This window comes from Gordonia sp. i37 (assembly GCF_002043085.1).
GTDB lineage: Bacteria > Actinomycetota > Actinomycetes > Mycobacteriales > Mycobacteriaceae > Gordonia > Gordonia polyisoprenivorans.
Window position 1 is genome coordinate 1 of the sequence record NZ_MVPX01000092.1, and the last position, 17,329, is coordinate 17,329.

15 protein-coding genes are annotated in these 17,329 nt (G+C 64.6%); 14 read left to right on the top strand and 1 reads right to left on the bottom strand.

Annotated elements, in window-relative coordinates; all coding sequences use genetic code 11:
• Window positions 1-298: 298 nt before the first annotated feature.
• The 4 genes from B1964_RS03995 to B1964_RS04010 all read left to right on the top strand — a co-directional run bounded on the left by B1964_RS03995 (window position 299) and on the right by B1964_RS04010 (window position 5,818).
• Window positions 299-1,663: an NAD(P)/FAD-dependent oxidoreductase gene (locus tag B1964_RS03995; protein WP_079928934.1), complete on the top strand. Its 1,365-nt coding sequence runs from the start codon at window positions 299-301 to the stop codon at window positions 1,661-1,663.
• Entirely contained in the window at window positions 1,660-2,706 is a 1,047-nt protein-coding gene (locus B1964_RS04000) for a ferredoxin--NADP reductase (protein ID WP_079928935.1), read from the top strand. Before B1964_RS03995 ends, B1964_RS04000 begins: the two co-directional genes overlap by 4 nt.
• Window positions 2,707-2,741: 35 nt before the next feature.
• Window positions 2,742-4,208, top strand: a complete 1,467-nt coding sequence (locus B1964_RS04005) for an aldehyde dehydrogenase family protein (protein WP_079928936.1) — start codon at window positions 2,742-2,744, stop codon at window positions 4,206-4,208.
• 62 nt (window positions 4,209-4,270) lie between these two features.
• Window positions 4,271-5,818, top strand: coding sequence for a long-chain-fatty-acid--CoA ligase (locus B1964_RS04010; RefSeq protein WP_079928937.1), 1,548 nt, complete (start codon window positions 4,271-4,273; stop codon window positions 5,816-5,818).
• Between the two features lie 63 nt (window positions 5,819-5,881).
• Here the strand turns inward: B1964_RS04010 and B1964_RS04015 are convergent, their stop codons facing one another.
• Complete coding sequence (locus B1964_RS04015) at window positions 5,882-7,000, bottom strand: LuxR C-terminal-related transcriptional regulator (protein ID WP_079928938.1); 1,119 nt, start codon at window positions 6,998-7,000, stop codon at window positions 5,882-5,884.
• Window positions 7,001-7,250: 250 nt separating this feature from the next.
• Between B1964_RS04015 and B1964_RS04020 the strand changes: the two genes are divergently transcribed.
• From B1964_RS04020 to B1964_RS04065, 10 genes are all read left to right on the top strand, one after another.
• Window positions 7,251-8,045: an ABC transporter permease gene (locus B1964_RS04020; RefSeq protein WP_079928939.1), complete on the top strand. Its 795-nt coding sequence runs from the start codon at window positions 7,251-7,253 to the stop codon at window positions 8,043-8,045.
• An 88-nt stretch (window positions 8,046-8,133) separates the two neighbouring features.
• Window positions 8,134-9,024: an ABC transporter permease gene (locus B1964_RS04025; RefSeq protein WP_079928940.1), complete on the top strand. Its 891-nt coding sequence runs from the start codon at window positions 8,134-8,136 to the stop codon at window positions 9,022-9,024.
• Window positions 9,024-10,184, top strand: coding sequence for an MCE family protein (locus B1964_RS04030; protein WP_079928941.1), 1,161 nt, complete (start codon window positions 9,024-9,026; stop codon window positions 10,182-10,184). Before B1964_RS04025 ends, B1964_RS04030 begins: the two co-directional genes overlap by 1 nt.
• The gene (locus B1964_RS04035; RefSeq protein WP_079928942.1) at window positions 10,184-11,197 is read left to right on the top strand and encodes an MlaD family protein; all 1,014 of its coding nucleotides are present in this window, start codon (window positions 10,184-10,186) and stop codon (window positions 11,195-11,197) included. Before B1964_RS04030 ends, B1964_RS04035 begins: the two co-directional genes overlap by 1 nt.
• Entirely contained in the window at window positions 11,194-12,201 is a 1,008-nt protein-coding gene (locus B1964_RS04040) for an MCE family protein (RefSeq protein ID WP_079928943.1), read from the top strand. The genes B1964_RS04035 and B1964_RS04040 overlap by 4 nt, the downstream gene beginning before the upstream one ends.
• Window positions 12,198-13,403, top strand: a complete 1,206-nt coding sequence (locus B1964_RS04045; RefSeq protein WP_079928944.1) for an MCE family protein — start codon at window positions 12,198-12,200, stop codon at window positions 13,401-13,403. The genes B1964_RS04040 and B1964_RS04045 overlap by 4 nt, the downstream gene beginning before the upstream one ends.
• A 50-nt stretch (window positions 13,404-13,453) precedes the next feature.
• The gene (locus B1964_RS04050) at window positions 13,454-14,509 is read left to right on the top strand and encodes an MCE family protein (RefSeq protein WP_079928945.1); all 1,056 of its coding nucleotides are present in this window, start codon (window positions 13,454-13,456) and stop codon (window positions 14,507-14,509) included.
• Window positions 14,509-15,906, top strand: a complete 1,398-nt coding sequence (locus tag B1964_RS04055) for an MlaD family protein (RefSeq protein ID WP_079928946.1) — start codon at window positions 14,509-14,511, stop codon at window positions 15,904-15,906. The genes B1964_RS04050 and B1964_RS04055 overlap by 1 nt, the downstream gene beginning before the upstream one ends.
• Window positions 15,907-16,004: 98 nt before the next feature.
• Window positions 16,005-16,646 carry a hypothetical protein gene (locus tag B1964_RS04060; protein WP_216354225.1) on the top strand — a complete coding sequence of 214 codons (642 nt, stop codon included), beginning with the start codon at window positions 16,005-16,007 and terminating at the stop codon, window positions 16,644-16,646.
• The gene (locus tag B1964_RS04065; protein WP_139765621.1) at window positions 16,643-17,203 is read left to right on the top strand and encodes a hypothetical protein; all 561 of its coding nucleotides are present in this window, start codon (window positions 16,643-16,645) and stop codon (window positions 17,201-17,203) included. The genes B1964_RS04060 and B1964_RS04065 overlap by 4 nt, the downstream gene beginning before the upstream one ends.
• Window positions 17,204-17,329: the final 126 nt, after the last annotated feature.

Genomic DNA, 17,329 nt, shown 5'->3' on the forward strand with positions numbered 1-17,329 from the left:
CTGCCACATGTGATTTGGTCACCGACGCCACGGCCCGAACTCTACTACGGGCCGTGACCGGTTCCGGGTCGATGGGTGGGCATTCGCCGTGGCGGACTGGGACGTACTGCCGCAGAAGTGATGTGAACGCTGCGCCCGGCTCGCAGCGGGTGGGTGGTGCGGGATCGTCTGTGTCGACTGAGTCAATCGTCTGTGGCGGCCGAGTCATTAGAAGCGCTGATGTGGGGTCGGTTGACGGATGGGCCGCCTGTGATTACCGTTACCTCCGACATAGTGCCGACACACTGTCAGGAGTGTGATGACAACCACAGTTGAGACTGTTGACGCGATCGTTGTGGGAACGCGATGCGCCGGGAACGCAGCGTCCATAGCATTGTCCGAGCGAGGGCTGAAGGTCATTGGTATCGATGCCGCAGCCTTCCCGTCCGACACCTTGTCCACCCATCTTCTCTGGCCCAGCACCATGGCCGAGATCCATGCCATCGGTGCACTGCCACGAGTCGAGGCCATCGGCGCGCCGCGGATGCCGATCGCGCAAGCCGATCTCGAGGGCATTACCTGGCAGGTCGGATACACGCCCTACGACGGGATCGACTTCGCGATGTGCGTCCGGCGCAAGCATCTCGACGAGGCGTTTCGCCAGACCGCGCTCGCCGTGGGGGCGGATCTGCGTCAAGAATGTCGTGCGACTGCGCTGCTCCGCGAGAACGGTCGCGTCGTCGGGATCACCTATATCGACGACGCGGGGAGCGAGCACGAACTGCGCGCACCGTTGGTGATCGGGGCGGACGGTCGCAAGAGTTTCGTCGCCGAGCAGGTCGGCGCGACCAGTCCCTATCGTTCCAAGCCGAGCGGGCGCGCCTGCTTCTTCGCCTACTGGAGTGACCCGCGTCCGGAGCTGCGCCACATCGCGGCGCAGTGGCGGGTCGGCGGACTGCTGGGTACGGCATTCCCCTGTGACGACGGTGATCTGCTGTGCCTGCTGCAGCCGCCGGTGGGAATGGCCGAGAACTTCCGTGGACGTAAGGCACAGGAGGCCTACCTGAAGGGGATCGAGGCACTGCCGGGACTCGCCAAGCGCCTCGCCGGATCCGAGCTCAAGGGCCGCGTCCGCTCCTGCACCGACATCGAGTCGTACTTCCGGACCTCTGCGGGCCCGGGCTGGGCACTGGCCGGCGACGCCGGGCACTTCAAGGATCCGGTGACGGCACAGGGCATTCGGGATTCGTTGCGGTACGGTCGGCTACTCGGTGAGGCGGTTGCGCCGGTGCTCGGAGCCGACGGACCCGTCGATCTGGCCGCACTCGACACCGCGGTGCGTCACTGGGCGCGACGCCGTGAGCTGGACTGCATGGAGATCTACCAGTGGACCAACTTCCTTGCCGCCGGGCAACCGCCGACGCCGATCGAGTACGAGGTCTACCACCGTGCCGCCGCGGACCCGCAGTACGCCAACATCTTCACCGACGTGTTCTCGCGCAGCGCGCGTCCGGCCGAGATGACGCGCACGCCTGCGGTGCTGGAGATGACCGCGCATGCCCTGCGGCGTCAGGGCAACGATCGGCGCGAGGTCTTCGACGACGTGGTGTCGCAGGGTCGCCGGATGCTCACCGACTGGGTTGAGCGGCAGCGTGTCTCGCGAACCAAGTCCCCGGTCGCGTGACCGCAACCGCGGCGCGCACCCGGGAACTCGGCGTCGACCTGCGGGTGCTGCGCGTCGACGTCGAGACCCCCGATGCGATCTCGATCACGTTCGACGTCACCCCGCGGTCGCATCCGGCCTTCGCGTTCACGGCCGGTCAGTTCCTCACCCTGCGCATCCCGAGCGATCGGACGGGCTCGGTGGCCCGGTGCTACTCGCTGGCGAGTGCACCGGCACTTGACGAACACCTCAAGGTCGCGGTCAAACGCACCGCCGATGGCTATGCGTCGAACTGGTTGTGCGACAACGCGGCCACGGGCATGACCCTGCGGGTGTTGCCGCCGGCCGGTCTTTTCACCCCACGAAGCTTGAGTGAGGACCTGCTCCTCTACGCCGGTGGCAGCGGGATCACGCCGATGATGTCGATCATCAAGACGGCCCTGACGACCACCGAGCGTCGGGTGGCCTTGTTCTACGCCAATCGGGACCACGATTCGGTGATATTCGCCGGCGAACTCGAGGCGTTGGTGTCCGCGTATCCCGATCGGCTCCATGTGCAGCACTGGATCGAGACCGACGAGGGGCTCCCCACAGCGCACTCCGTTGTCCGGTTCCCCACGGTCTGTGGCGAAGCCGCCGAGGCGCTCGTGTGTGGACCGGCTCCCTTCATGGATTTGGTGCGGACAGTGTTGGGTGAGGATGCGCGCTACCGGGTGCGCTGTGAAGAATTCATGTCCATCGACGGCGACCCCTTCGTTCTCGAGATCACCGACAACGCCGACGACGACGCCACGCCGCTGACCGTCGTGCTCGACGGCGCCGAGACCAGTCTGGCCTGGCCAGCGGACGCCAAGTTGCTCGATGTTCTGCTGGCCGAGGGGATCGATGCCCCCTATTCGTGCCGGGAGGGTGACTGCGGATCGTGTATGTGCCTGCTGCGGGAAGGCAACGTCGAGATGGATGTCACCGACGCCCTTGCCGAGGAGGACATCGCAGACGGATTCATCCTGGCCTGCCAGGCGCGCCACCCCGAGGGACCGATACGCGTCGATTTCGACGCCTGATGCACTGAACCCCACAACGACTGGAGACATCCGAGATGACCACCCTGGAAAGTCACGACCCGGCGACCGATGCGCTCGTCACGGTCGTCGACGAGATGACCGCAGAAGAGATCCGCGCCGCTGTCGGACGCGCGCGCGAAGCCGGAAGCTGGTGGACGGAACAGGGTTTCGGTGGGCGACGCCGGCGACTGCTCGCCTGGCGGCGATATATCTCCACTCACGTGGAGGAGATCGTCGACCTCATCCATCGGGAGAACGGTAAACCCCGCCCGGACGCCGCGCTCGAGGTGATGCTCAGTCTCGAACACATCACCTGGACGGCGAAGAACGCCGCGAAGATTCTCGGCGAGCAACGTCGCCGGCCGGGACTGCTGACCGCCAACTTCGCTGCCAGAGTCGAGCATGTCCCCTTCGGGGTGGTCGGGGTGATCGGACCGTGGAACTATCCACTCTACACCCCCAACGGGTCGATCGCGACGGCACTGGCCGCAGGCAATGTCGTCGTGTTCAAGCCCAGCGAGTACACCCCGGCTGTTGCGCAGTGGTATGCGAATGCATTTGTGTCGGCCAACCCGGATGCGCCGCAATGCATCCTGTCGGTGGTCACTGGTTCCGGACCGGCCGGCGAGGCACTGTGCCATGCCGGTGTCGACAAGCTCGCCTTCACCGGCTCGGCCCGCACCGGAGCGAAGGTGATGGCCTCATGCGCCCAGTCGATGGTCCCCGTGGTCATGGAACTAGGCGGAAAGGACGCCGCGATCGTGGCCGCCGACGCGGACATCGATGCGGCGGCGGAGTCGATCGCGTTCGGGGCCATGGGAAATGCCGGTCAGACCTGTGTCGGGATCGAGCGGGTGTACGTCGAGCGGGCGGTGCGTGATCGATTCCTGGCGGCCCTGCAGCGCGAGTTGCGTGATATCCGTCCCGGGGAGAAGGACGGGTCGGCCTACGGGCCGATGACCATGCCCGCGCAGATCGACGTGGTGCGCCGCCACGTCGCCGATGCGCTCGAACTCGGTGCGACGCCGTTGATCGGTGGCATCGAGAGTATCGGCGAGCGGTTCATCGAACCGGTTGTGCTGCTCGATCCGCCCCACGAGGCGGCGGTGATTCAGGAGGAGACCTTCGGCCCGACGGTCACCGTCACCACCGTTGATTCGATCGACGAGGCCGTCAAACAGGCGAACGGAATCGCTTATGGCCTTGCCGGAGCGGTGTTCTCGCGTCGGCACGGTGCCGAGATCGCCCGTCGCCTCGATACCGGGCAGGTGTCGGTGAACTCCGTCCTGGGGTTTGCGGCAATTGCGAGTCTGCCGCTCGGTGGCCGGGGCCACAGCGGATTCGGCCGCATCCACGGACCAGAGGGCCTGCGCGAATTCACCCGACCGCGGGCGCTGGCCATCCAACGATTCGCGCTGCCGGTCAATCTGCTCAGCTTGCGCCGTCCCCGGTGGGTCGATCGTGCGTTGCCCCGCATCATTTCCGCCCTGTACTCGCACTGAGGCTTCGCTCCGGGGCTCTGCCTCGAATCCGGCACAACATCAACTCCTCGAAAGGAACACTCATGTCCGGTCTGGCCGCGTCACGTAGCGACACCTGGTCGACACAGATCGCTCGCCACGCCCACAACCGTCCTGATCATGTTGCCATCCGGTTCCGGGGTACGACGCTGACGTGGCGCGAGTTGGATGAGCACGTGCAGAATCTGGCCGGCTGGCTGGTGCGGCGGCAAATCGGGAAGGGCGACCGGGTCGGACTCGTGATGGGAAACCGGCCCGAGTTCCTCGAGGTGGTCTATGCGTGTGCGCGTGTCGGCGCGATCGTCGTGCCGATCAATTTCCGGCTTACCGCGCCCGAAATCGAGTACATCCTCACCGATTCCGGGGCGTCGCTGGTCGTCACCGAGTCGGCATTCCTCGAGCCGGTGCGCGCGGCAGCGTCGGCTCGGCCCACCGAAATCCTCGGCGTCACCGACGACTCGCCGGACGAGTATCGTATGATCGTCAAGAAGCCTTGTGCGCCAGTGGAATTCGCGGACGTGGCGGTCACCGATCCAGCTGCGATCATGTACACCTCGGGCACTACCGGCCACCCGAAGGGTGCCGTGCTGACGCACGAGAACTTCGCCGCCACCGCCGATGTCATCATCGATGCCTGGCGACTGGACGCGACATCGGACACCGTTCTCGCGGCAACTCCGCTGTTCCACATCGGGGGCTTCGGGACCACCACCGGCCCGGCACGCCTCGGATTGCCGCTGGTGATCCACCCGAGCACCACCTTCGATCCGTCCGAACTGCTCGACGTCATTCAGTCCGAGAAGGTGACGGCCACATTCATGGTGCCGGCGCAGTGGCAGGCCATCTGTATGGTCCCCGACGCCGGCGAACGAGGCCGGTCGCTGCGTGCCGTGGGATGGGGAGCGGCCCCGGCGCCGCTCTGGCTGCTGGAGCGACTCGGGGAACTCTTCCCGGAGGCGTCGGTGGTGGCGATCTTCGGGCAGACCGAGATGTCGCCGGTGACGTGTGTTCTGCACGGCGACGAGGCAGTCACCAAGCGGGGATCGGTCGGACGGCCGGTGTTCACCGTGTCGGTGCGGGTCGTCGACGAGGACATGAACGACGTCGGAGCCGACGAGATCGGTGAGATCGTCTACCGCGGAAAAGGTTTGATGCACGGGTACTGGAACAAACCGGAAGCCACCGAGGAGGCGTTCGCCGGTGGATGGTTCCACTCCGGTGACATGGTGCGCCGGGACGCCGACGGCTACATCTATGTGGTCGACCGCAAGAAGGACATGATCATCTCCGGCGGGGAGAACATCTACTCCGCGGAAGTGGAGATGGCGCTCAGTTCCCACCCGGCGGTGCGGGATGTCGCGGTAATCGGCCGGCGCGACGATCGGCTCGGCGAGGCGGTGGTGGCGGTGATCGAACCCATGGACATCACCGATCCGCCTTCCTTGGAATCGCTTGTCGCACATTGTCGCGACCGGCTGGCGTCGTACAAGAAGCCCCGCGATCTGGTGGTGGTGGGCCAATTGCCACGTAACGCGACCGGCAAGATCATCAAGGGTGAACTGCGGACGTCGATTCCGATACCCACTACCTGATCGCTTCCGTCCCTCACTCGATAGCGGTTCCGCACCCGTTCGGAGGCCACGGCAGTGGTGGCGTCATCGCCTATTGCTCTGATGCCAGAGCGCGGTGGCCTCGGAACGGTTGCGGGACTGCGTCTTTCGGAGAACATTCTTCACGTGGTCCTTGACGGTGCTGACCGAGATCACCAACTCCGCGGCAATGTCGTCGTTGGTCATCCCGGCGGCGAGCAGGGCCAGCACCTCCTGCTCACGGGCGGTCAGCCGCGTGGCGGCCAGTGGATCGGCGCGTCTGCGGTGGCCTGAGGCGCCGGCGAGCCCCGTACTCCGGCGCGTGGATCCGACTGCGCCGGAACAGCCCATCGGGCTCGACGGGCCGGCATCGTCGAGTCCGTCGATCAGCCCGAGAAGTCCCTGGCGCGCCGAGGACAGTTGCTCGCTCATCCGAGCTCGGCTCAGCGCGATCTGCAGGATTTGGGTGAATGCGCCGAGTAGATGGCAGTCCTCGCCGTCGAGGTCGATACCGGTCCGGAATCGATCGGCATGGACGAATCCACGGACCCGGCCGCCCGCGGCGATGGGTGTGGCGACATAGGAATGGCATTCGGCGGCTTCGATGATAGGCCGGTTGACCCGCGGATCCTCCTGCGCCTCGGTGACGAGCAGCCCGACTCGTCGCCGTACGATCTCGGTCTCGTGCAGCCCGGAATCGAGGTGCTGTGGATGGCTGCGACCGACGCCTTCGATGGTGCGTGACCATTCCGGCTCGTCGGGAATGTACGCGCACTCCGATGTCCACACGCCATCATCGACGCGTGAGATCACCGCGCGGTCGAAGCCCAGTTCGCAGACCAGGCGTGGTGCCATCGTGATGAGGGTGTCGACGTCGCAGGGTAATGCCTCGAGTTGCGCGACCACCGGTGCCAGGCGTGCGCCGGTGGTGTCGATCCGGCGCAGCAACTGCTGATCGAGGACACGTAATCGCATGAGGGCCCGCGACAACTCCTCCGATGGTTCTGACACCTGGGCTCCCAGAGCCGCCGCCAGTTCATCCCACGCGCCGTCGAGCAGGGTGGCCATCGAGCGTGGGGCGCTGCCCGAGCTGCCGGACCGCTCCCGAAGCAGCTCGAGGATCCCAGAAGTCGACGCCTGCGCCTGATCGACCGCGCCGGTGTGAAGGCGAATGGTCTGACGCATGAGGGGAATTCTAACGGTCCGCCTGTCGGGCCGGTGAATTTCGGCAAGGCCGGAATATCCCTCGAAGGAGGGGGGAATCCCCCCCCAATGGGGCAGGACTTCTTATCGCGGCGCCAATAACTTGTAAGGGCGGTGTGAGGCAGTCCACAGTCCCCATCCGCAGAGGCATAAGTCATGCAGTGTCGGCGGTCCAAGCCGCCGACGTATCGCGAAGCTGAGTCCGAGTCGAGTCATCAGAGGGTGGTGTTCGGTGGTCGTTGCGCAACCGGAGCGGAGTTCCTGGATTCAAGGGGTATCCAGGGCTGCGCCTGTCGTCCCTCGGGCCGTCGGCCAGTTCTATGCGACCAGCCTCGACGCATTCCGCTACCTGTTCACCTCGCGATTTCAATGGCGCGAGTTCGTTCAGCAGTTCTGGTTCATTGCGTCCATCTCGATCGTTCCGGCGCTGGCCATGTCGATCCCGTTCTGCATGATGTTCGTGTACGAGATCAACATCCTGCTGTTCGAGGTCGGGGCGGTGGACCTCAGCGGTGCCGGTGCCGGTGTGGCGATCATCCGTGAGATCGGACCGATCATCACCGTGCTCGTCGTCGCCGGCGCCGGTTCCACCGCGATCTGCGCCGACCTGGGCTCGCGCACCATCCGCGAGGAGATCGACGCCATGCGGGTGCTGGGCATCGACCCCATCCAACGATTGTGTGTCCCGCGGATCGTGGCGTCGACGGCGGTGGCGGTCTTCCTCAACGGTCTGGTGTCGGCGGTGGGCATCATCGGTGGCTTCGTCGCCACCGTCTACCTGCAGGGTGCTTCCCCCGGCCAGTACGTGACCAGTATCCCGATCATCACCGGGCTGCCCGACTTCTTCGTCAGCGAGATCAAGGCCGGAGTTTTCGGCCTGCTCGCGGGCCTGGTGGCCTGCCATCTCGGACTCAACGCCAAGGGCGGCCCGAAGGGTGTCGGCGACGCGGTCAATCAAACCGTGGTCTATGCCTTCTTGCTCCTGTTCCTGGCCAACTCCGTGATCACCACCATCGCCCTGCACTGAGGCACCGGCGTCCGCCCTGATCCGGCCACGCCGCCGGTCCAGTCCGCTCTGCGCACGAATCTTTCGGCTCTGCAAAGGAATCCAATCCATGATTGTGAAGGAACCGACCGTCAAGGAACCATCGGCCGGCGTCGGTTCGGCCGGCGTCCTGCGCGCGTCGCGTCAGGCGGTCGACGCCCCCGCCAACCTGCTGTCCGAACTCGGCAAGCAGGTCTCGTTCTACGGCCAGACGGTCGCGACCGTGCCCCGTACACTGCGTCGCTACAAGGAGGAAATCATTCGGTTGCTCGCCGAGGTGAGCATGGGCAGTGGTGCGCTGGCGGTGATCGGCGGGACGCTGATGGTGGTGGCGATGCTTGCCGCCGCCGTGGGCTACGAGGTCGGCCAGCAGGGTACGACGTCGCTGGGTCGTATCGGTCTCGGTGCCTTCGCCGGATTCATCTCCGCCTTCTTCAACACCCGTGAGGTGATCCCCGGGATCGCGGGCGTCGCACTGACCGCGACCGTCGGCGCCGGATTCACCGCGCAACTCGGTGCGATGCGCGTCAGCGAGGAGATCGACGCACTGGAGACCATGTCAATCCCGTCACTGCCCTACCTCGTGGCGACCCGGCTGATCGCCGGCGTCATCGCGGTCATTCCGCTCTACGCGGTCGCGCTGTTCGTCGGGTACTCGGCGACGGAACTGGTCACGTTGGTGTTGTACGGGCAAGCCAGTGGTACCTATACGCACTACTTCAACGTCTTCCTCGTCCCGAAGGACGTGCTGTGGTCGGCGGTGAAGGTCTTGCTGATGGCGGTTGTGGTGATGTGTGTGCACTGCTACCACGGCTACAACGCGCACGGCGGGCCCGCCGGAGTGGGCGTGGCCGTCGGCCGGGCGGTCCGGACATCGCTGGTCGCGGTGATGCTCATCGATCTCTTTGTCGGTCTGGCCGTCTACGGCGGGCCGTCGGGTGCGGTGCGGGTGGCCGGCTGATGGGGCATCTGCGTGAACTTGGTCGGGGCGCGAACATCGTGCTCGGTCTGCTGCTCATTGTTGTCCTCGTCGGTGCCGCAGCGTTGTCCATCGGCCTCTACCGCGGCGCGTTCAACGACGAGCGAGAGGTGACGTTGTTCGCCGACCGCGCCGGCCTGTTGCTGGAACGGAATTCGAAGGTCGAGCTCAACGGTGTGGTCGTGGGTCGCGTGCTGTCGGTCGCTTTCGTCGACAACCAAGCGAAGCTCGAACTGGGTATCGATCCGTCAGCGGCACGGACGATCCCGTCGAATGTGGTCGCCGACATCGATCCGATGACCCTGCTCGGCAGCAAGGTCGTGCGGTTCACCACCCCGGCCCACCCCAGCACCCAAGCGCTCGCCGCAGGTGACGTCCTGTACGCCCCAGACGTCGGCACCGAGGTCGACGATCTGCTCAACTCGCTGGTCAAAGTGCTTGACGAAGTGGATCCGCAACGGGTCAGTACCACGGTCGGTGGATTGTCGCAGGCGTTGTCCGCCAATGGACAACAGGTGGGACAGCTCATCGAACAGCTCAACGGCTATCTGACCCAGTTCAATCCGCAGCTGGGAATCCTGCGTCGGGACATGGTGAACGGTGCTGCGGTTGCCGACCGTCTCGACCAAGCCGCCCCGGACCTGCTGGCCACCATCTCCCATGCATCGGTGACCGCGACGACGCTGACTCGAAAGCAGCAGGCGTTCTCGGCATTCCTCCTGAGCTTTTCCAATCTCGGTGCCACCGGCCGCGACTTCTTCGATGTCGCAGGCGTTCCGCTGGAACGTGCCACCGTCAGCCTGCGTACGACACTGTCGACGTTGGGTGATTTCGCGCCGATCTACCCGTGCTTCTTGTCGAGCCTGGCGCGCACCAACCAACTACTCGAACGGGCCAACGGCGGCAGCGCACATCCGGGCCTCAACGTCGTCGGCACCCTGCTGATGGGCAACCCGCCCTACGCCAACCCGCAGAACCTGCCCCAGGTCGGACTGTCCGGTGTGGCGCCGAGTTGCCGGCAAACCCAGGGCGCACCGCGCCATATCGATTTTGCCGACGGGAGTGACGCCTACCGGCCGATCACCGGCCCGGTTGACCTGATCGGAAATCCATTGGCAGATCTACTGTTCGGAGGGCGCTGATGAAAACCACCTCCGCGGCGATCAAATCGCTGATCTTCATCGTGGTCACGACACTCGCCGGATTGTTCGTGGCGACGCTGGCCGGCAATCTCCGATTCGGACCGACCCAGGACTTTCACGCGGTGTTCTCCACGGCCGCGGGGCTCTCGTCGGGCTCGGAGGTCCGTATCGCGGGTGTACCGGTCGGCACGGTCACCGGTGTGAAGCTCGACGGTCCCGACTCCGCACTCGTGGACTTCACTCTCGACAAGGACCATCAGGTCACCGACACCACCCGTGCGGTGATCCGCTACAAGAACCTCATCGGTGACCGTTACCTGCAACTCTCCCAGGGAGATCAGCCGGGCACCCCGACCGGCGCCGGCAGCACCATCCCCGAGGATCGGACCACCCCGGCCCTCGACGTCGATCAGGTCGTAAACGGGTTCCGGCCCCTGCTCCAGGGCCTCAATCCTGCAGACACCAACCGGGTGGCGACCTCGCTGGTGGCGGTACTCAACGGTCAGCAGAACGCCATCTCCGAGTTGACCCGCGCGTTGGGGGTGGTGACCAACTCCCTCGCCGATCACGATGCGGCGATCGGGAAGATCCTCGACAACTTCGGCACGGTGCTCGCGGCCATCAACTCCCGCCACAATGCGGCCGACCAGTTGCTCACCGGTCTCGCCCAACTCATCTCATCACTGTCGGCCGACAGTCCGCGCATCACCGGCGCGCTGGGCAAGATCGACGACTTGACCGCCTCGCTCGCCGACGTGGTGACCTCGGTTCGGCCGGACCTGGCCACCAGCATCAGCGGTCTGAACCGGCTCTCGGGCAATCTCAACGCCCAGACCGACACCCTGCAGTTGATCCTGACCAAGCTTCCCGAGGCCTACCGGATCATCGGTCGCGTCTCTGGATACGGCAGTTACGTCAACTTCTTCGTGTGTGGATTGGCGATCAAATATGGTCCCGGACAAGGAGATCAGACACCAATGTTCACCGCACCGGCAGCGAGGTGCCAGCCATGATCGATTGGCGCAAGTCCATGGGCGAACGCAACCCGATCACGATCGGCATCATCGGGACGCTCATCATCATTGCCATCCTCGTGCTGGCCTTCAACTATCGGTCGTTGAGCTTTCTCGGCGGCGACCGTGAGTACCATGCCCAGTTCGGCGATGCGAGCGGACTCAACGTCGGAGATCCGGTGCAGCTGGCCGGAATCGAGGTGGGCACTGTCAAGGCGATCGACATCGACGGTGCTCACGTGACCGTCGACTTCGGGGTGAACAAGGATGCCCGGCAACGGATGGGTGATCAGACGGGAGCCGCGATCAAGGTGAAAACCCTTCTCGGACAGCGCTACGTCGATATCCTGCCGAGCGGCTCCGGCACCCTGCAGCCGGGCAGCACCATCGGCCTGGACCGCACCAGCTGGGGCTACGACATCGCCCGCGACCTCGACGAGGTCACCGGAAAAGTGACCGACACCGACAAGACCCAACTCACCGACGCACTCAACCAGCTCAGCACGGTGCAGGAGGCGTTGCCCGACAACCTCAAACAAACGATCGACGGTGTCGCACGGTTGTCGCGGACGATCGGATCGCGAGACGAGTCGATGAGTCAGCTGCTGGCGAGTTCGGCAGGCGTCTCTCAAATCCTGGCCGATCGCAACCTGCAGCTGACGGCGATGTTCGGACAGGGTCAAACGTTGTTCGCCGCCTTGAACAGCCGGTCCGAGGCGATCCACGCGATTCTCGTGCAGACCACCGAGCTGTCGACGTCGCTCAATACCCTCGACGGCCAGATCAAACAGATTCTCGCCCCCACCCTCGACCGACTCGGCAGGGGCATCGATCTGTTGAACAAGAACTACGACAACGTCAATCAGGCGATCTCCGGGATGAAGACATTCACCTACCAGCTCGGCGACGCCGTGGGTAGCGGACCCTTCTTCAACGTGTTGCTGCAGAACATCATTCCCGCCAATACCCGGCTTGGCGGCGCACCCACGGGAGGTCAGCGATGAGCAGGCGTGGACGTCGTGGCGGTGTCACCGCGGCCACTCGGGTCCCCGGCTACATCCTCGCCGTCCTACTGGTGGTGATGCTCGTGGTGGCGGTTGTCGTGTGGCTCGTCAACGGCGAGAAGCGGCAGTTCACGGTGATGTTCACCAACTCCACAGGTCTCTATGTCGGTGACCGGGTGATGGTTCTCGGCGTACCGGTGGGCAAGGTCGACAAGATCACCCCGTCAGCGCAAGGAGTGGCGGTCGATGTGACCGTCGACTCGGGGCGTGAAATCCCCGCCGACACGAAGGCGGCCATTGTGGCCCCAACCCTGGTCACCGGTCGCTACGTACAGTTCAGTCCGGCCTACACCGGCGGTCCCGAACTCGCCGACGGCGCAACGGTTCCGGTGACCCGCACGGCGACCCCGATGGAGTTCGACCAGACGAAACAGCAGCTCGTCGACCTGGTCAAGCAGGTCGGGCCGACCTCGACCGATCAGCGCGGCGCGCTCAATCGGTTCCTGAACACCACCGCGAAGACGACCGGCGGCAATGGGGAATCGTTGCGGCTGGCGCTCATCGAGCTGTCCCGCGCTACGGGGACACTCCAACGCGGCAGCGGCAACCTGTTCACCACGATCCGCAACCTGTCGACGGTGACGTCGTCACTGGCCACCGCCGACGACCAGATTAGGGGCTTCACCAGTGAACTGGCCGACTTCTCCGGGGTACTCGACGACAACCGCGATCAACTCGACCAGGTGTTGACCGCTTTGCAGAGCACCTTTGTCGATCTCAAGACGCTCATCGATCAGAATCATGCAGCGCTGGCCACCGATGTCTCGCACGCGAACACGATCACCGGCCTGCTCGTCGACCGGATCGACACGCTCGCCAACATCCTGCAGGTACTGCCGACCGCGGCCTCGGATTTCTACAACATCTACGATCCGGTGGGCAAGTCCCTCACCGGCGCGCTCGGCGTCCCTGACTTTCCGGATGGGCAGTCGCTACTGTGCGCTCTGCTGACGACGGTCAACGCGCCGGAAGGTCAATGTGCCACCACCACGCGGCAATTGGCCACAAACTCGGCAGCTGCGGGTGCGCTGGCCGGGATCCGGCAGGCGACCCCGCAGACCCCGCAGGCCCGGCAGCAGTCCCCGGCACCGCCCGGACTGCCGGGACTGCTCAACCCCACGACACGCGGAGGCCAGAATTGAGAAGGCCGACAGTACGACGGCGCGGTGTCGCCGCGAGCGCAGCGGCAGCGATGGCGGTTCTGTTCTCCGTCACCGGGTGCACCTTCGACGGGGTGAACTCCTTTTCCCTGCCCGGCAACACCTCCGGAGGGGACACCTACCGGGTGACGGTGGATCTCGCCGACGCACAGAATCTCGTCGGCAACTCCCCGGTGAAGGCGGGCAACGTCACCGTCGGCAACATCCGGAAGGTGGAGACGAACGGCTGGCAGGCGCGGCTGCTACTCGACATCAACAGCGATCAGCAGATCGCCGGCAACGTGCGCGCCACCCTGGCTCAGACCAGCCTGTTCGGATCGCAATACATCGAACTGGCCGTGCCTGCCGGGGCGGCCCCGACCGGCCACCTCTCCGCCGGCGCGAACATCCCGGTCTCCGATACCAGCCAGTATCCGCCGGTCGAGAAGGTGCTCAGCTCACTGTCGTTGGTGCTCAACGGTTCCGGTTTGCAGCAACTACGTACCATCACCGATCAGACCAACCAGATCCTCGACGGCCATGAGGACGACGCGCGGGCTCTGGTCGGACGCCTCGATACCTTCGTCACCAACATCGAAGCACAGCGCGGCGACATCGAAAACGCCATCGAATCGCTGGCCTCGTTGAGTACCACGCTGTCTGAGCAGGTATCGACGATCAGTCACGGCATCGACACGATTGGCCCGGCCATCAACGTCCTCAACGCGCAGGAGCGGAACCTGGTGAGCATGCTCGACTCGATCGGTTCGTTCGGGGATGCCGCCACCGGCGTACTCAACCGAAGTCGCGATTCTGTGGTGGATGAGGTGAGCAACCTGGCGCCGACCCTCAACTCCCTCGCCGATGCCGGAAATGCCCTTCCCGAAGCACTGAAAGTTGCTCTGACGCTGCCGTTCCCGGTCACAACGATCGACCGCACCGCCAAGGGTGACTATGTCAATTTGTTCCTCACCCTGGACATCAGTCCGCAGAAGCTGGCAAATGTGGTGCTGCCCAGTGTGACCCGCTTACCTCGTGACGAACCCCCTCTGTCGCGTGAAGCGGTCGACCCGTTGCGCGCACCGACGCAGCGGTCGGGAGGCCAGTGATGAGAAGCAAACTCGTCCGAGTCCAGTTGGCGATCTTCGGAGTGATCGCGATCGCGGTGGTCGCCTACGCCGGCTACGCCTATGCCGGATTCCAGCGCTACACCGGCATCGGTACCTATACGGTAACCGCCGAATTGCACCAGGCCGGCGGCCTGTACCCCTCGGCGCTGGTGACCTATCGCGGCGTGGATGTCGGGGTGGTCACCACACTCGACGGAACAACGTCGGGCGCGAACGCCAAGCTGCAGATCCGCTCGGAGTACAAGATTCCCACCGATGTCGAAGCGTACGTTCGCAGCGTGTCGGTGGCCGGTGAGCAGTTCATCGACCTGGTGCCACGTTCATCCAACGGTCCGACGCTCGCCGACGGCTCGACTATCCCGGTGCAGGACACCAACACGCCGGTCGCGGCGAGTCAGGTGATCAACCAGGTCACTGGATTGCTGGAGACCGTCCCCAAGGACTCGTTGCGCACCGTCCTCGACGAGACGTCGCATGCCCTCGACCAGACAGGCGACGATCTGAACAAGGCCTTGGCGGCCTCCTCGGATCTGGTACGGCAGGCCTCGCAAACACTCGACCCGACCATTCAGTTGCTACAGACGGCCAACCCGCTACTCGTCGCGGTCAACGACAGCGGCCCCGACGTCTCGCGTACGGCAACCAATCTGCGTAGTTTTACACAGCAGCTGGCGTTGAGCGATCAGACACTGTCGAACGTTCTCGATTCCGGGGCACCGTTCTTCGACACCACGAGCAGCCTGTTGCAGGAGCTGCGGCCGACTGTTCCGGTGCTGTTGGCCAACCTGCAGACGGTTGGCGAGGTCCTTCGCGTCAACGTCCCAGGAATCCGGCACGTACTCATCGTCTATCCGGCGATCAGCAACGCCGCCAACGCCGCGCTCGCACCGTTCCAGCAGTCCGGTGACATGTCGTCCGGTCAGGGGGAACTGGACGTGAAATTCGGCAACACACAGAACACACCGCCGTGTGCCGCGGGATACGACATGAGTCGCCGCAATCCCGGCGATGTCGGTTACGCCCCGATGCCGCAGGGCCAGTACTGCCAACTGCCCCAAGATGATTACCGAGTCACCCGCGGAGCACGGAACGCCCCGTGCGCCACCGACCATTCGGTACGATCCGGCGACGTGGCCCGGTGCCCCGGCGGATTGCCGTCGACCTGGCCGCAGATGTTGGCGCGCCCCGGAATCGGCTATCAGGTACCGCCCGCTGCCCGCGGCGACACCGGCGTCGTGGCCGTACCGTACGATCCGACGACCGGACGGTTCCGAGTACCCGGCCAACCCGCGGAATACACGCTGGGCAACCTGATCTCACCCAATAGCTCCGATCAGAAGGTGGTGACAACATGGCAAGAACTCTTTCCCCGTTGAGCGCGACAGAAGCTGTCTCGACAGAAGCGGCTTCGACAGAAACGGCTTCGGCAGAAGCGCAGTCGACAGAGCCCACCGCGCAGGGGAGCCATGAGGAGGTGGATGACTTCGAGACCGGCACTACGGCTGCCGAGCCGGCTGATACCGGTTCTGTCGACGCCGGTTCTGCCGACGCCGACGCCGACGCCGGCATCGAGTTCGACGACGCCAGCGGCGACGCGACCGAGTCGGCGCCGACTGCAGCCGACGGGCCGTCGCGCGGTCGATGGCTGGCTGTGATGCTCGTGTGTGTCGCGCTGGTGATCGCGGGCATCGCTTATGGCGCTGTCCTGTTCACCTCTCATCGCGATGCGCAGGCGGTCGATACGCGAAATGCATTGGTGTTGTCGACGACCCGGGAGGCAGCCGCCGACTTGGTGACGTTGCGGCACAACAGCGCCGATGCCGACGTGCAACGAATCCGCAATCTGTCGACCGGTGACTTCCAGAATCAGATCAGCGACACCACGGGTAGCTTCTCGGCGATTCTCACACAGGGACAGGTTGATTCGGTGGGTTCGGCCCGCCAGGTGGCGTTGGTCAGCGCTGACGACTCCAAGGCCACCACGATCGCCGCGGTGACCTCGACGGTGAAAAACTCCGAGACGCCCGAAGGGCAACAGCGGGTGTATCGAATGAAACTGTCCCTGGAAAATCATGGCGGGCGCTGGCTCGTCTCGAATGTGGAGTTCGTGTCATGACCGTCCTCACCAGTGTTCCGCGCAGCCTCGGCCACGGCTGGACGTCGGCAGCAAGGTCGACGGGTCGGTGGAGCACCACCCGTGTCCGCGTGATCAGCGCGGTCATCGCACTGCTTCTGCTGGCGGTGGCGGGCGGATGCGGATACCTCTTCTATGTCGACCACCACGACCGGTCGGTCGCCCAGATGCGCGAACAGGCGCTCGCCGCCGCGGTCGCCGATGTCCCGACGTTGTTGTCCTACAAGGTCGACAACATCGAGCAGGATTTCGCCGGAAAGTACGGGCTGGTGACCGGTGACTTCAAGAATCAGTTCGAGAATCTCACCAAGCAGACGATCATTCCGGCGGCGAAACAACAGAACCTCGCCACCAAAGCGCAAGTCGCGAGCGCCGGAGTCTCCTCGGCCGACGGTGATTCGGTGACGGTGCTGCTGTTCATCAATCAGTCGACCACATCCAATGATCAGCCCGGCACCAAACTCGACGGAAGCCGCGTACAGGTCGTCATGACGAAGGTCGGCGGCGAGTGGAAAGTCGCTGGGCTGACACCCGTGTGACGGCACGGTAGAACGTCGGCGGGCGACAACATGAAAAGGAACAGTAGCCATGGGTGTTGAGGTGAGTGTGGCGAATCTGACGAAGTCGTTTGGTTCGCAGAATATTTGGCGTGATGTGTCGTTGAC